At 71.2% G+C, this 15,654-nt stretch carries 13 protein-coding genes; 4 read left to right on the forward strand and 9 right to left on the reverse strand.

The genetic code is table 11. The features are described from left to right. The first annotated feature begins 189 nt into the window (after positions 1–189). Positions 190–2,190, forward strand: coding sequence for an alpha-1,4-glucan--maltose-1-phosphate maltosyltransferase (locus AEQ27_RS04595; protein WP_082383250.1), 2,001 nt, complete (start codon positions 190–192; stop codon positions 2,188–2,190). An 11-nt stretch (positions 2,191–2,201) separates the two neighbouring features. Continuing rightward, positions 2,202–4,442: a 1,4-alpha-glucan branching protein GlgB gene (glgB, locus tag AEQ27_RS04600; protein WP_082383251.1), complete on the forward strand. Its 2,241-nt coding sequence runs from the start codon at positions 2,202–2,204 to the stop codon at positions 4,440–4,442. A 78-nt stretch (positions 4,443–4,520) separates the two neighbouring features. On the opposite strand, the gene AEQ27_RS04605 is transcribed toward glgB, so the two are convergent. Both AEQ27_RS04605 and AEQ27_RS17715 read right to left on the reverse strand, forming a co-directional pair. Then, positions 4,521–5,528 carry a tetratricopeptide repeat protein gene (locus AEQ27_RS04605; protein ID WP_054145599.1) on the reverse strand — a complete coding sequence of 336 codons (1,008 nt, stop codon included), beginning with the start codon at positions 5,526–5,528 and terminating at the stop codon, positions 4,521–4,523. Further along, complete coding sequence (locus AEQ27_RS17715) at positions 5,525–7,327, reverse strand: hypothetical protein (protein WP_054145600.1); 1,803 nt, start codon at positions 7,325–7,327, stop codon at positions 5,525–5,527. The genes AEQ27_RS04605 and AEQ27_RS17715 overlap by 4 nt, the downstream gene beginning before the upstream one ends. Before the next feature lie 1,326 nt (positions 7,328–8,653). Between AEQ27_RS17715 and AEQ27_RS04620 the strand changes: the two genes are divergently transcribed. Further along, positions 8,654–9,451, forward strand: a complete 798-nt coding sequence (locus AEQ27_RS04620; protein ID WP_054145602.1) for a hypothetical protein — start codon at positions 8,654–8,656, stop codon at positions 9,449–9,451. Positions 9,452–9,524: 73 nt separating this feature from the next. After that, positions 9,525–10,583 (forward strand): AI-2E family transporter, encoded by a 1,059-nt coding sequence (locus AEQ27_RS04625; RefSeq protein WP_054145603.1) that lies wholly within the window; start codon positions 9,525–9,527, stop codon positions 10,581–10,583. Between the two features lie 6 nt (positions 10,584–10,589). On the opposite strand, the gene AEQ27_RS04630 is transcribed toward AEQ27_RS04625, so the two are convergent. The 7 genes from AEQ27_RS04630 to pyrH all read right to left on the reverse strand — a co-directional run bounded on the left by AEQ27_RS04630 (position 10,590) and on the right by pyrH (position 15,599). Further along, positions 10,590–11,396 (reverse strand): alpha/beta hydrolase, encoded by an 807-nt coding sequence (locus tag AEQ27_RS04630; protein WP_235450976.1) that lies wholly within the window; start codon positions 11,394–11,396, stop codon positions 10,590–10,592. After that, complete coding sequence (locus AEQ27_RS04635) at positions 11,393–11,692, reverse strand: hypothetical protein (RefSeq protein WP_043596338.1); 300 nt, start codon at positions 11,690–11,692, stop codon at positions 11,393–11,395. Before AEQ27_RS04635 ends, AEQ27_RS04630 begins: the two co-directional genes overlap by 4 nt. Before the next feature lie 48 nt (positions 11,693–11,740). Continuing rightward, positions 11,741–12,475 (reverse strand): lytic transglycosylase domain-containing protein, encoded by a 735-nt coding sequence (locus AEQ27_RS04640; RefSeq protein WP_235450977.1) that lies wholly within the window; start codon positions 12,473–12,475, stop codon positions 11,741–11,743. A 193-nt stretch (positions 12,476–12,668) separates the two neighbouring features. Further along, positions 12,669–13,223 (reverse strand): DivIVA domain-containing protein, encoded by a 555-nt coding sequence (locus AEQ27_RS04645; RefSeq protein ID WP_054145668.1) that lies wholly within the window; start codon positions 13,221–13,223, stop codon positions 12,669–12,671. Positions 13,224–13,285: 62 nt separating this feature from the next. Further along, positions 13,286–14,284 (reverse strand): phosphatidate cytidylyltransferase, encoded by a 999-nt coding sequence (locus AEQ27_RS04650; RefSeq protein ID WP_082383252.1) that lies wholly within the window; start codon positions 14,282–14,284, stop codon positions 13,286–13,288. Then, a complete protein-coding gene (gene frr / locus AEQ27_RS04655) occupies positions 14,284–14,802 on the reverse strand; it encodes a ribosome recycling factor (RefSeq protein WP_054145670.1) in 519 nt (172 codons plus the stop codon). Before frr ends, AEQ27_RS04650 begins: the two co-directional genes overlap by 1 nt. A 77-nt stretch (positions 14,803–14,879) precedes the next feature. Further along, positions 14,880–15,599 (reverse strand): UMP kinase, encoded by a 720-nt coding sequence (gene pyrH / locus AEQ27_RS04660; RefSeq protein WP_043596333.1) that lies wholly within the window; start codon positions 15,597–15,599, stop codon positions 14,880–14,882. Positions 15,600–15,654 lie beyond the last annotated feature (55 nt).

The raw sequence follows: 15,654 nt of genomic DNA on the forward strand, positions 1-15,654 counted from the left end.
ATCCATGCCGATGCATGCACCCAGTTGGGGGGACAAAACGGACCGTGACGTCTGTCGGTGACAGGGTGGACACCGGTTTGTACCCCGAAATGCCTGATCTGCCCCCCGATCCGCCCCCGGCGCCCCTCCCGGGGCCCGGGTCGCGTCCGGGTCGGGACCGGGTGGGCCAGACCGGGTACGGTCGACAGCGTGGCGACAGCATACGAACCCAGAGTCGGGCGGATCCCCATCACGGGCCTCACCCCGACGACACCCGACCGAGTGTTCCCGACGAAGGCCTTCTCCGGCGAGGTGGTCACCTTCGGGGCGACCGTCTTCCGCGAGGGCCACGACCTGATCGGGGCCGACCTCGTCACGATCGACCCCGAGGGCGCCGAGACCCGGCACCGCATGGCCGCCGGCATCCCCGGCACCGACCGGTGGACGGCCCAGGTGCAGCTCGAGACCGAGGGCGACTGGGCCTGGCAGGTCGAGGCCTACACCGACGACTGGGCCACGTGGCTGCACGCGGCCGAGATCAAGGTGCCGGCCGGGCTCGACGTCGAGGTCACCTTCGCCCTCGGCAGTCGGCTGCTGGCGGACGCCGTCGACGAGTACCCCGACACGACCCTCATCCGCGACGCGGCCAAGGCGCTCGCGAACCCCGCCCTCTCCCCTGCCTCGCGCCTCCGTGTCGCCACCGACCCGCGCCTCGCCGCGGTCCTCCTGGTGAAGCCGCTCGCGAGCCTCGTCACGCGCAGCGCCCCCGAGGCACTCCGGGTCGAGCGGAGCCGCGCCGGCCTCGGCAGCTGGTACGAGTTCTTCCCCCGCAGCGAGGGCGCCCGCAAGCAGGCCGACGGCACGTGGAAGAGCGGCACGTTCCGCACCGCGGCCCGCCGCCTTCCGTCGATCGCCCGCATGGGCTTCGACGTCGTGTACATCCCGCCCGTGCACCCGATCGGGACGACGTTCCGCAAGGGGCCGAACAACTCGCTGACCGCCGGTCCGGCCGACCCGGGCTCGCCCTACGCCATCGGCTCGGCCGACGGCGGCCACGACGCGGTGCACCCCGACCTCGGCACCGTCGCGGACTTCCGTTGGTTCGTCGACGCCGCGAAGAACGCCGGCCTCGAGCTCGCCCTCGACCTGGCGCTGCAGTGCTCGCCCGACCACCCCTGGGTCACCGAGCACCCCGAGTGGTTCACGACCCTGCCCGACGGCACGATCGCCTACGCCGAGAACCCGCCCAAGAAGTACCAGGACATCTACCCCCTCAACTTCGACAACGACTACGAGGGCGTGAGCCGCGAGGTGCTGCGCATCGTGCGGCACTGGATCGAGCTCGGTGTCACCATCTTCCGCGTCGACAACCCGCACACGAAGCCGGTGCGCTTCTGGGAGTGGCTGCTGCACGAGATCCGGCAGACGAACCCCGAGGTGGTCTTCCTCTCGGAGGCCTTCACGAAGCCGGCCATGATGCAGGCGCTCGCGCAGGTGGGGTTCCACCAGTCGTACACGTACTTCACCTGGCGCAACGAGAAATGGGAACTCGAGGAGTACCTCGACGAGCTGTCGAAGGAGACGAGTGCCTGGCTGCGCCCGAATCTCTTCGTCAACACGCACGACATCCTCACGCCCTACCTGCAGTTCGGTGGGCCCGCGGCGTACAAGATCCGTGCCGCGATCGCCGCGACGGCCTCGCCGACCTGGGGCGTCTACTCGGGCTACGAGCTCTTCGAGGACGTGGCGCGACCGGGCAGCGAAGAGAACATCGACAACGAGAAGTACGAGTACAAGCCCCGCGACTGGGCCGCCGCCGAAGAGGCCGGGGCGTCGCTGGCGCCGTACCTGACGCAGCTCAACCGCATCCGCGCCTCCCACCCGGCCCTGCGTCAGCTGCGCAACCTCGAGATCCACTCGAGCGACGACGAGTCGATCCTCGTCTTCTCGAAGTACCTGTCCCGTGCGCACACCCGCAGCGGACGTGCCGACGGCATCATCGTCGTCGCCAACGTCGACCCGCACTCCGCGCGCGAGACGACCGTCCACCTCGACGTCACGAAGTTCGGGCTGCAGCCCGGTGGCACCTACACCGTGCGCGACCTCATCACCGGTCAGTCGTGGACCTGGGGCGACGACAACTACGTCCGACTGGACGCCTTCGTCGAACCGGTGCACGTGCTCTCCGTCGACCTCAACCGAGCCCCGTAGGAGCGCCCCCGATGACCACCACTCCCCCGACCGGCCCCGACGCCGGCCCCGACCAGGGCACCGACACCCGGGTCGACCCCGCCGTGGCGAGCGACGCCGACGGCCTGTTCTCCCTCGGCGACGACGAGGTCTTCTCCGCCGCCACCGGCACGCACGGCCACCCGCACGCCGTCCTCGGCGCGCACCCCCGCGGCGGCCGTACCGCCGTCCGCGTCGTCCGACCGCTCGCCGAGACGGTCACCGTGACCGGCGCCTCCGGGTCGTCTTTCGCGCTCGAGCACGTGGCCCACGGCCTCTGGCAGGGCGTCACGAGCGAGCCGATCGGCGCGTACACGATCGAGGCGACCTACGACGGAGGCGCGGCGTGGGTCTCCGACGACCCCTACCGTTTCGCCCCCACCGTCACCGAGTTCGACCTGTACCTCTTCGGCGAGGGCCGCCACGAGCAGCTCTGGAAGATGCTCGGCAGCCACGTGCGCGAGCACGAGGGCGTCACCGGCACCTCGTTCGCCGTCTGGGCGCCCCACGCCCGTGCCGTCCGCGTGAAGGGCGACCTCAACGGCTGGAACGGTGAGCGGCACGCGATGCGCCGCCTCGACGGCAACGGCGTCTGGGAGCTCTTCGTGCCCGGCGTCAAGGACGGCATCTACAAGTACGAGGTGCTCACACCCGACGACGTCTGGGTCGAGCGCGCCGACCCGATGGCTCGCACCTCGGAGGTGCCGCCGCTCACCGGCTCGGTGGTCACCAAGGCCGCCCACGCCTGGTCCGACGACGCCTGGATGGCCTCCCGCGCCGAGAACGACGTCCACGCCGGCCCGATGAGCGTCTACGAGCTGCACGTCGGCTCGTGGCGACCGGGGCTGAACTACCGCGAACTGGCCGACCAGCTGATCGAGTACGTCGGCGAGCTCGGCTTCACCCACGTCGAGTTCATGCCGCTCGCCGAGCACCCCTTCGGCGGCTCGTGGGGCTACCAGGTCACCGGCTACTACGCCGTCACCAGCCGCTTCGGCAGCCCCGACGACCTGCGCTACCTGATCGACCGCCTCCACCAGGCCGGCATCGGCGTCATCATGGACTGGGTGCCCGGGCACTTCCCGAAGGACGAGTGGGCCCTCGCGAAGTTCGACGGCCGCGCCGTCTACGAGCACTCCGACCCCCGCCGCGGCGAACAGCCCGACTGGGGCACGCTGGTCTTCAACTTCGGCGACTCGCAGGTGCGCAACTTCCTCGTCTCGAACGCGCTCTACTGGCTCGAGGAGTTCCACATCGACGGGCTGCGCGTCGACGCCGTGGCCTCGATGCTCTACCTCGACTACAGCCGCAACGAGGGCGAGTGGTTGCCGAACGAGTTCGGCGGACGCGAGAACCTCGAGGCCATCAGCTTCCTGCAGGAGGCCAACGCCACGGCCTACAAGCGCCACCCCGGCATCGTCATGATCGCCGAAGAGAGCACGAGCTGGCCCGGCGTGACCCGCCCGACCAGCGAGGGCGGCCTGGGCTTCGGCCTCAAGTGGAACATGGGCTGGATGCACGACACCCTCGGCTACGTCGCCGAGGACCCGCTCTACCGTTCGCACCACCACGGCGAGATCACCTTCTCGTTCGTCTATGCGTTCAGCGAGAACTTCATGCTGCCGATCAGCCACGACGAGGTCGTGCACGGCAAGGGGTCGCTGCTCAACAAGATGCCGGGCGACCAATGGCAGAAGCTCGCGAACCTGCGTGCCTACCTCGCGTACATGTGGGGCCACCCCGGCAAACAGCTGCTCTTCATGGGCAGCGAGTTCGGCCAGCCCGGCGAGTGGAGCGAAGAACGAGGGCTCGACTGGTGGATCCTCGACCAGCCCGTGCACCAGGGGCTCCACGGACTCGTGTCGCGCCTCAACGAGGTGTACCGCGACGAGCCGGCGCTCTGGGCGCACGACTTCGACACCGACGGCTTCGAGTGGATCGACGGCGGCGCCGCCCAGCACAGCGTCGTCGCGTTCCTCCGCAAGTCCGGCTCGGGCGATTCGGTCGCCGTCCTGGCGAACTTCTCGGGTGAACCGGTGCACATGCGCTTCGGCCTGCCCGAGGCCGGCCGGTGGGACGAGATCCTGAACACCGACGCCGAGATCTACGGCGGTTCGGGTGTCGGCAACTTCGGCGGCGTCACCGCGACCGACGACCCCTGGGCCGGACGCCCCGCCGCGGCCGACGTCCAGTTGCCGCCGCTCGGCGTCGTCTGGCTCAAGCTGCGCCGCTGAGCCACCGCCCCTCCACGACGGAACCCCCGCCACCCTTCCGGGTCGCGGGGGTTCCGTCGCTCACGCAGGAGGCGCGGCTCAGTACAACAGCATCGCCAGACGACGGCGGGCGGTCGCCACCCGGGGGTCGTCCACCCCGACGATCTCGAAGTACTCGAGCAGGCGGGCCCGGGCGGCATCGCGGCCCGCGGGGTCGAGCGACGGGAAGACGGTCAGCACACGGTCGAAGGCGTCGTCGATGTGCCCGCCGCTGAGGTCGAGGTCGGCCACGTCGAGCTGGGCGCCGAGATCGGTGGGGGCGGCGGCGGCCGCCGCGCGGACGTCGGCCAGGGACGCGCCCTGCAGCCGCTCGAGCAGCGACACCTGGGCGAGACCGGCCACGGCGAGCTGGTCGCGAGGGTCTTGCGCGATGGCGGTCTTGTACGCGGTGATCGCCGCGGCGTAGTCCCCCCGGTCGATCGCGTCGTAGGCGTCCTGGTGGTGCGGGGGCAGAGGCTCCGGCTCGGGCTCGACCTCGTCGGCCTCGCCCGCCGGGGCGCCGGCGCCCGCCGCCGTGCCGGTCACGCCGTTCTGCGCGGCGAGCTCGAGCACCTGCTCGAAGACGTCGCGCACCTGGGCCTCGGGCAGGGCCCCGACGAAGAGCTGGACGGGGCGGCCGCCGATCACCGCGGCGACCGCCGGGATCGACTGGGCCTGGAACGCCTGCGTCAGCTGGGGGGTGGCGGCGACGTCGACCTTGACGAGCAGCAGGCGGCCGGCGTACTCGCCGACCAGCTTGTCGAGGACCGGCGAGAGCTGTTTGCACGGGCCGCACCACTCCGCCCAGAGGTCGACGATCACCGGGACGGTGTTGCTGATCTCGAGGACCGGCGTGAAGGTGGCGTCGGTCGCGTCGAGCACGAGGCCCGGCGCCGCGACCGGCCCGGCGGCGGGGGCCGGGGCGCCACCCGCGCCTCCTGCGGTCGCGCCGTCGGCGGGCGAGCCGTCGGACGGGCCGGCCGGGGCGGGGGCCGGCGCGCGGTTGACGAGCGACGAGAGGTCGACGGCGCCGCGGAGACCCGCGGGGACGGGGGGAAGGTTGGTCATGGCAGCTCCTTGGCAGAGGTGAGGGCCTGGCTGAAACCGAGCAGGACGATCGGGTCGTCGCTGCCGACGGGCGGGACGGAGAACAAGAGCTCGACGCCGTAGGTCGCCTCGATGCCCTTCGACGACTCGTCGAGGCCCAGCAGGGTCTTGACGGTGCCCTCGGGGTTGACCTTGGCGCCGGTGGCCGTCGGCTTGACGGTCTCGATCTCGTTGAGCGCGACCGAGACGATGGCTCCGGCGTCGTTGGTGGCGAACGCGACCGGGGTCTCGTCGTCGGCCTGCGACGTGTAGTCGATCGACGCGGTGGTCGGCAGGGCCGCGCGCTTGGCGTCCTTGTAGGCCTTGCCGATCTTCTCGCGCAGGGTGTCACCCTCGGTCTGGAACTGGGCGGCGTACTGGCTCTCGTCACCGTTGCGCAGGATGTCGCCGTAGGCCTCGGCGAGCTGGTCGGGCTGCAGCTCGAGCAGCTTGACGTCGGGCGAGAGCCGGGCCGCACCGATCGACGCGGGGGCGACCGTCAACGGGGTCTGCGTCTGGAGACTGACCGCGTACTCGACCTTGTAGGGGTCTCGCGCGGTCTCTTGTTCGAGCGTGAGGGCGACGGGTGCGACGCTCGTGTCGGCGTCCTGCACGACGACGAACGCCGACCGCGGCCACGAGTCGGCCTGCTGCGGCAGCGTGAGCGTGACCGTGCCGGTCGGGATGGCCAGGGGGGCGGCAGCCGCCGCGTCCTTGGACCGGATCGTGTAGTTCGCCTGGCGCTGTTCGAGGGCGGGACCCGTGAAGCGGGTGGCCGCGAGGTCGGCGTTCAGCGAGGCGTCCGCTTCGGTCGCCGTGGCCGAGATGCGTTCGACGATGCGCTTCGCCTGAGCGATGCTGATCACGGGGGGCTGCAGTGCGTTGCCCTGGTCACCGGACTCCGCGCCGTCGGTCGAGGTGGGCGTCGGGGTCGGGGTGGCCGAGTCGGAACCCGCCACCGGCGCCTGCTGCGGCCAGTAGTCGGCGGTGCACGCCGACAGGGCGAGCGACGACACCAACACGATCGGAGCCACGGCGACGAGCCGACGGATGCCGCGGGCACGCCCACGGCCGGGTGCGAGCGTCTCGGTGCCGGCGGCGTCGAGCGCCTTGACCGCCTTGCGCCCGGCCCGGCGCGACAGGCGGGGTCGCTTCCCGTCGCCCGAGCGTCGACGCGGGCCGCGCGTGCGGCGGTGGTGCAGGATCGCCCAGACGTACAGGCCGATGCCGATCAGCAGGACCACGAGGCCGCCGACGATGAGCGGACCGGCCAGGGGCGTCGCGGTCGAGAGCGGCCAGGTGATGCGGACGTCGGCCGGGGCCGGCTGCGTGCCGTCCGAGACGATGACGAGCGAGACGTCGTCGGGCGCGTCGAGAGAGAAGGTGAGGTCTCTGCCGGTGAACTGGTCGAACCAGAGGTCGGAGTCGGTCGGGTCGGGGACCTCGGCGGTGTCGCCGGCGACCGTACGGCTGGCGAGTTCGCCGGTGTTCTGGTCGTATTCGACCTCGTTGTAGCTCGCGTCACCCACCCAGCCGAGCACGTCGGACGTGCGGCCGTAGGCGGCGAACGCGGTGTCCCCACCGGAGACCGACACCGTCTGACGCCCGTCGTGGCCGTGCAACGCCGAGGCCGGGACGACCGTGACGGTCGCGTCGGAGTCGCTGGTGTCGACCTGGGACGACACGCTCGGCGGGGGCGCGAAGACGGTGCGTTGGGCGAAGCCCAACGCCACCATCACCGCCGCCAGGACGACGACGACGACTGCGACGATGAAACGCACGTTTCTCTCCCTCCGAGCCACCATCCCGGTCGGGGCGCCAGGAACCGTCGTGGTCGACGACGGGCCTCGCACGAGCCTGGCCAGGAGGCCGGGCGCGGCAGCAGAATTTAAGACGGCTCAGCGTATCCGACGAGGCTGAGAGGCGCCTAACCCGTCGGTCGGCGTCCATCGAGGGCCTCCCACTAGCATCGTGTCGCGGGCCGCGCTCCCCTGGCCCGAACCCTGCACCGAAGGAGACACCGTGGCCGCTGACGAAGCCGATTTCGGCATTGAACTCCGGGGCTACCGCAAGGACGAGGTCGACCGCGTGCTCGGCGACCTGCGGCGCGAGCTCATCAAGGCCAACGCCGACCGGGCCGACCGGGCGAGCGAGGTCGCTTTCCTCCAGCAGCGGGTGGACGAGATCCGTGCCGAGCTCGAAGAGGCCGGCACCCCCACGTACTCGGGCCTCGGCAGCAAGCTCGAGCAGACCCTGCGTCTGGCCGAACAGCAGTCCACCCTCCTGATCAGCCAGGCCGACATCGACGCCGAAGCCCTGCGCTCGTCCTCCACGGCCGAGGCGAAGCGCCTGCTCGACGACGCCACCGAGCGGGCGGCGGCCGTGCTCGACGACGCCCGGGGCCGTGCCGCGGCGCAGGTCGCCGAGTCCACCGCCGACGCCGACCGTCTGGTCGCGCGCGCCAAGGCCGAGGCACGCGACCTGCTGCAAGAGGCGCAGCGCGACGCCATCTCGATCCGCGGGTCGGCGGCGACCGAGGCCGCCCAGAACGTCTCGACGGCGCGACGGGAAGCAGCCGCGCTGCGGGCCGAGGCCGAGCACGAGGCGCCGAGCAGCGGGCCGCCGTCGCCCGGGACCCCGCCCGGGCCCGCGACGAGGCCGAGACGCTCGCCGCCGACACCCGCGAGGCCCGAGCCGTCCTCGAGAGCGACTCCGAGCGCCAGCGCGCCGACCTCGACCGCGCGGGCGTCACGGTCCGCGCCGAGCTGGCCCGCCTCGACGCGACCACCCGCGCCGACCTCGACGCCGAGGTCGGCGCCCGCCGCGCCGACCTCGCGCGCGCGACCACGGCCGCCCGCGCCGACCCGGCCGACGCCGTCGCGTCCCAGCGAGCCGAACTCGCGCGCGACGCCGCCGCGGCCCGCGCCGAGCTCGCCCCCGAGGTCGCCGAGACCAGGGCGCCCCTCGCCCGCGCCGCCGACGCCCCCCGTGCCGATCTCACCGACGAGGTCGAGTCCACCCGGGTCGAGCTCGAGCGCGAGATCGCCACCGGTCGCGACCGCCTCGCGGCCGAGATCGCGCAGGCCCGGGCCGACCTCGAGAAAGAGATGGGTGACGCCCGCACCGAACTCGACCGCGAGACCCGGCGTCGCCGCGACGAACTCGACCTCGCCGAGACCACGTCACGCGAACGCATCGAGCGGGTCACCGTCGAGGCCGACGAGCGCCTCCCCCGTGAGAGCGAGGCGCAGGCCGACCGTCCCGCCCGCGAGGACGCCGACCGACGGGCCGAACTCGCGGCCGAGATCGAGCAGGCCCGCGCCGAACTCGCCGCCGAGACCGCCGAGGCCCGCGCCGCCCTGGCGGACGAGACCGAGGCCCAGCGCGCCCGCCTGGCCGCCGACGACGTCCGGGTCCGGGCCGGGCTCGAGGCCGACCGCGAGCGGGCCACGGCCGACCTGCGTCGCGACGTCGACCAGGGGCGGGCCGACCTCGAGGGCGAGGTGCTGGCCCGGCGCGACGCAGCCGCGGTCGAGCTCACACAGCGACACCAGCCGGCCGCCGCCGAGACCCAAGAGCTGCCCGACTCGGCGGCCGAACAGCTCGCCGAGCCCCCCCGCCGTGCCACCGCGGTGCGGCGCGAGGCCGACGAGCTCGAACGCAGCGCGAACGAGTACGCCCGGACGACGCGGACGGGCGCCGACGAGACGGCCCACGAGGTCCTCACCAACGCCGACGAACGGTCGCGGTCGATCCTGGCCGACGCCCAGCAGCGGGCCGACGACATCGTCGGCGACGCCGAAGAGCGCCTCGCCGAGATCACGCGCGAACGCGACGCCGTCGCCGACTACTTCGAGAACCTGCGTGGCATGATCGGACAAGTCGGCGGCGGTACGCCAGAGTAGGACGACAGGCCGTGTCGGGCAGTCGGTGCCGCCGTGGCCTCGACCGGCCCGCGCCGTCGACAGGAGCCCGCCCGTGAAGATCCACAACCCGTTCCGCATCGGTCTGCTCGCGGGCCTGGGCGTGCTCGTCGCCCTCGTGATCGGGGGTGCCGTCGGCCAGCTCTCGACGATCCTGACCTACGTGGGCGCAGCCCTGTTCATCTCGCTGGGTCTCGACCCGATCGTCTCGTGGCTCGAGAAGCGCCGGGTGCCCCGGGGCATCGCCATCGTGATCGTCCTCGTGGCGGTGGTCGGCGCGTTCGTGGGCGTCGTGTTCGCGATCGTGCCCGTCATCGTGCAGCAGACCACGAGCCTGATCGAGGCGCTGACCTCGTACCTGCAGAGCGTCACCACCCAGCAGTTCGTCGACAACCTGCAAGAACTCGTCCCGCAGAACGTCTTCGACGTGCAGAACGCGCTCGACTCCATCGTCGACTTCCTGACCAACCCCGACAACGTCGTCACGATCGGCGGCGGAGTCCTCGCCGTCGGCGTGGCGATCGGCAACGGCCTCTTCGGCACGGTCGTCGTGGTCATCCTGACGATCTACTTCACCTCGTCGATTAACAGCGTCAAGCGCGCTCTGTACCAGCTCGTCCCGGCCTCGAAGCGTGCCACGTTCGTCGACATCTCCGAACAGATCAGCCAGTCGGTGGGTCGGTACGTCATCGGGCAGTTCACGCTCGCGGCGCTCAACGGCATCCTCAGCTTCGTGTTCCTCACCATCATCGGTGCCCAGCAGCCGGCCGTCTTCGCCTTCATCGCGTTCCTCGGCTCGATCATCCCCCTCGTCGGCACCATCAGCGGTTCGGCGATCATCGTGCTGGCGCAGATCGCGCTGTTGCCCCAATCACCGGCCACCTGGGTCACCGCGGCCGTCTACTACCTCGTCTACATGCAGGTCGAGGCCTATCTGCTGAGTCCGCGCATCATGCGTCGGGCGGTCCGCGTCCCGGGCGTGATCGTGGTCATCGCCGCCCTCGTCGGGGGCACGCTGCTGGGCGTGCTCGGCGCGCTCATCGCCATCCCGGTCGCCGCGTCGATCTTGCTGATCATCCGCGCGGTTTACGTACCGCGCCAGAACCAGCTCTGAGGGGCATCACACCCGCCAGCTGCGCCCCACGGTGGGCGAGGGGCGGGCCGCCGTCCGGCGCCCGTGCCGGCAGGAGGCGCGGGGTGGCCCGGGGGACGGCAACGGCAGGGCACCGGGGGCGACCCGGCCGACGATCTCGGTCAGCACGCGGCTGGTCTGCTCCTCGCCGACCCACAGATGTTTGCCGCCCTCGACGGCGACGACCTCGGCCTCGGGCACGAGGGCGAACCGTCGTCGCGCCTCGTCGGGCCGCAGGTAGTCGTCGAACTCGGGCACGACGGCGACCACGGGCCGCCCGGAGCCGTGCCAGGCCGTGAGCTCGGCATCGGACGTGCGGTGCAGGGGCGGGGACAGCAGGACGACGCCCGCCACCTCGACGGCGCGGCCGTGCTTCAAGGCGCCCTCGGTGCCGAACGACCAGCCCGCCAACCACGGGGAGGGCCGACCGCGAGCGCGCACGAAGGCCACGGCAGCGGCGAGGTCGGCCGCTTCGGCCACTCCCTCGCCGAACTCGCCCTCGGACCGCCCGCGAGGGGACGACACCCCGCGGAAGTTGAACCGCAGCACGGCCAGGTCGGCCAGGGCCGGCAGGCGGGCCGCGGCCTTGCGGATGACGTGGGAGTCCATGAACCCACCGGCGGTGGGCCGGGGGGGCAGTGCGACGATCGTGCCGACGGGCTCGCGGGCCGCCGGGGGGCTCAACTCGCCCACCAGCGTCAGACCGTCGCCGGTGTGCAGTTCGACGTCTTCGCGGCGCGCGGGCAGCAGGACTCCCCCGCGGATGTCGAGGGCGTCGGTGTCGGGGGTGGTCACGAGATCCTCCAGCAGTGGGTGTGCCAATGACGGCGCGCTGCCAGGTCGTCCTCGGCACCGAAGAGCCCGTCGGCGCGCCACGCCACGACGTGCGGTGTCGACGGGGCGATGCCCAGCGAGCAGCCGGGGCAGACGTATTCTTTGACGGCCGACGACGCCGAGACCGATTGCACGTTGAACGAACGCCCGTGCTTGGTCTCGACCGTCAGGCCGCCGAACGACGCCCGGCTGATGTCGTACGCCTCGTCGGCCTCACGCCGGTCGCGTGAGCGACGGGAGCGGTTGCTGCGGGGCATGACGACCAGCGTAGCAACGGCCCTCGGGGTCGAGGGCCGTGCGACGGGTCAGTACCAGTTGTTGGCGACGGAATGCGCCCAGGCACCACACGGGGTGCTGTAGCGACCGCCGATGTAGTTGAGTCCCCAGGTGATCTGCGTCGCCGGGTTGGTCTGCCAGTCGGCGCCGACGGAACCCATCTTGCTGCCGGGCAGAGCCTGAGGGATGCCGTACGCACCACTCGACCGGTTCGACGCGTAGACGTTCCAGCCGGACTCTTTCTGCCACAGGGACACGAGGCAGTCGTACTGGTCGGAACCCCAGCCCCGAGCGGCGACGAGTTCTGCGGCGACGGCCTTGGCACTGCCCGGATCGGGCGTACCCGCCACGGGAGCAACAGAGGACTTCTTGGCCCCACCGGACGTCGCACTCGAGGAGGAGGCCTCGGGCTTCTCGGTCTCGGCCACCACGACGGGCGGAGGCGGCGGCGGGACGTATTCGGTGACGCCGTACGCGTCTCGGTCGGCGACCGTCACGGCAGCACCGGCGACGGTGAGGGTCTGGCCGGGGGCGGTCAACACCGACGCGGCGCCGGGAACGGTCGTCGCGGCCTCGGCACCGGCCAGCGGGTTGACGAGCGAGGCCGACACGAACGCGAACGACGCACAGAAGCCGACGAGAGGCAGGACGACCCGTCGCGGGACACCCGGTCGACGAGCGGCCGAGGCGGTCTCGCGGGCGGAGCCGGTGGACGCGAGCGGACCGGCTGCCGGGCGACGGGCGACGCTCTGGGAAGCCGGCACGCGGATGCGTCGCCGGGTCGAGGGTCGTTCGACCGCGGCCGGGTGATCTCGTCGAGGGGGACCGGGGGTCGGATTCGCTGCGTGCCTGCCCATGAGTCCGTCCAGGGTAACCGTTGGGACGCCGGAGGACCAGGGACGGCACGTCAGCGTGTCGGGAGGCCCCCGCCGTCGGGCGAAGTGCAGGCCATGGCCGTCAGCGGACGGCGAGCATGACGTCGACCACCGTGTCGAGGAGCAGGTCGACCTGGCTCTCCCGGTAGCCGCCACGTTTGGGCCGGAAGACCGATCCCCGGACGTCGTCGATGCTGAGGGGTCGGCCGTCGGTGAAGTAGCCGTGCAGACGCCGGGTGAGGCGATCGACGTCTCGCGGGTGGTAGCCCGTCGTGAGGATGCCGACCCGGTCGAAGCGGTGACCCTGCGGTCGCTCGAGCCGGGCCACGATGTCCTCGGCCCCGGACCGCGCGGTCGAGAACCACGTGGACTCGGCCCCCGACGAGACCGCGCGGTCACGCTGGCGACTGGCGAAGGCGTCCTCGAGACGTTCGAGCGCGGCGTCGACGTGTGCGGTCGAGTAGCCGTTCTTGGTCAATCCGAAGGCGGTGCGTCGGATGCGGGCGGAGTCGATGCCGAGGCTGACGTCGCCGGCGTAGGCCTTGCGGGCCTCGTCCAGGAACGCGTCGACCTCGTCGACGTCGTAACCCCGCTTGCCCTTGGGAACGGTCGGGAATGTGCTGCTCACGGCCACCATCATGCCGCATGGCCCGATGGCAAGCCGCTGGACGCGCGGCCCCTCACCCTCGGCGGAGGGCCCTAGGCGAACAGCAGGTAGAGACCGTAGGCCGCAGCGGCCGACGGCAGCGTGCTGTCCAGCCGGTCGAGGAAACCGCCGTGACCGGGCAACCAGGTGCTGATGTCCTTGATGCCGAGGTCACGCTTGATGAGCGACTCGGAGAGGTCGCCGATGGTGGCCGTCACGATGATGACACCGCCGAAGACGAGGCCGAACCACCACGGCTCGTCGAGCAGGAAGACCGACAGCAGCACGGCCGCCACGAGACTGGCGGCCACCGAGCCGACGAAGCCTTCCCAGGGCTTCTTCGGGCTGATGCGGGGAGCCATCGGGTGCTTGCCGAAGTTGAGGCCGGTCGCGTAGGCGCCGGTGTCGACCGCGATCACGACGATGAGGGCCGACAGCGTCCACCACTGGCCGTCGGGTCGGGCGGCCATGAGCACCATGAAGCTGCCGAGGAACGAGCAGTAGATCTGGACGAACGCCCCGGCACCCAGGTCGCGACCGAGCGAGGAGGCGCCACCTCGGCGCGAGGGACGGGCCAACTCGACGAGACGCCACAGCGACACGACGACGATGCCGCCGACGAGAGCGGCCCACTGGCCACCGGCTCCCCCGTAGAAGGCCGCGGGCACGACCGCCACGCCGGCCAGGACGCTCGGCAGGCGGGGAACGTCGCGCCCTGCGAAGCGGAGGGCGCTGGCGAGTTCGAAGCACAACGAGCCGATCAGGGCCGCGGCCACGATCATGAAGAACGCCTTGACGAAGATCAGGCTCAGCAGCACCGCCGCGCCCAGGAGCACGCCCACGGCGATGGCGGCCGGCAGGTTGCGACCGGTGCGCGCCGTCAACTTCTCGTTGCGTGAGTCGAGGCGTGCCTTGCCGGCCCGCAATTGGTTCTCGATGTCGTGCCGCGCCGCCTGCGCACGAGCGTCGAAGTCGGCACGGCGACTGCCGAGGGTGCTCTTCTGAGCCGGTGACGAGTCGTCAGGGCCGGCGCCGTCGGGTCGCTGTCTCATCAGACCTCGAGCAGCTCCGCTTCTTTCTTCTTCAGCGCGTCGTCGATGGAGTCGATGTAGCCCTTGGTGATCGACTCGAGCTCTTTCTCGGCACGAGCGACCTCGTCGTCGCCGACCTCGGTCTTCTGGGCGTCGAGCGCCTCTTTCGACTTGCGACGGACGTTGCGCACCTGGACCTTGGCGTCCTCGCCCTTGCTGCGGACGAGCTTGACGAACTCTTTGCGACGCTCTTGCGTCAGTTCGGGAATCGTGACGCGGACGATGGTGCCGTCGTTCGTCGGATTGGCCCCGAGGTTGGGGAAGGTCGCGATGGCCTTCTCGATCTCTTTGAGGGCCGTCTTGTCGTACGGCGTGACGATCATCGTGCGCGCCTCGGGCACCTGCAGCGAGGCGAGCTGAGCCAGCGGCGTCGGGGTGCCGTAGTAGTCAATCGGGATCTTCTGGAACAGAGCCGGGTTGATGCGGCCGGTTCGCACCGTGCCGAAGTCGTTCTTGGCGGCGTCGAGCGCCTTGTCCATCTTCTCGCGCGTCTCGGTGAGTACGTCGTTGATCGCCACTGGTGCTCCTTGTTCGGTTCGCGGTCGAGTTTAGTCGTCTAGTTGCTGACGATTGTTCCGATGCGTTCGCCGCGGATGGCGCGGGCGATGTTGCCCTCGCCTTCCATGCCGAACACGTGCATGGGCATGCCGTTGTCCATGCAGAGGCTGAAGGCGGTCGAGTCCACGACCTTGAGCCCCTGCATGAGTGCCTCTTGGTACGTAAGCCGGTCGAGCTTGACCGCCGACGGGTCGTGCCGGGGGTCGGCCGAGTAGACGCCGTCGACGCCGTTCTTGGCGACGAGGACCTCGGAAGCGCCGATCTCGAGGGCCCGCTGGGCCGAGACGGTGTCGGTCGAGAAGTACGGCAAACCCGCACCGGCACCGAAGATGACGACGCGCCCCTTCTCGAGGTGCCGCTCGGCACGACGAGGGATGTAGGGCTCGGCGACCTGGGTCATCGCGATGGCGGACTGGACACGCGTCGCGGCACCGGCCTGCTCGAGGAAGTCCTGGAGGGCGAGGGCGTTCATGACGGTGCCCAGCATGCCCATGTAGTCGGCCCGGCCCCGGTCCATGCCGCGCTGACTGAGCTCGGCGCCCCGGAAGAAGTTGCCGCCGCCGACCACGATGGCGATCTCGACGTCGGTCGCCGCGTCGGCGATCTCGCGGGCGATGGCCCCGACCACGTCGGGGTTCACGCCGAGCTGGCCGCCGCCGAAGGCCTCGCCCGAGAGCTTCAGCAGGACGCGTCGTCGTCCGGTGGTTTCCGATGTCATGCGAGTCTCCGTCTCGTCGTGGCCGTAGCCAGGTTAGCGAGTTCGGGCTGGTCGC

This window comes from Frigoribacterium sp. RIT-PI-h, assembly GCF_001297205.1.
Taxonomy (GTDB): Bacteria; Actinomycetota; Actinomycetes; order Actinomycetales; family Microbacteriaceae; genus Frigoribacterium.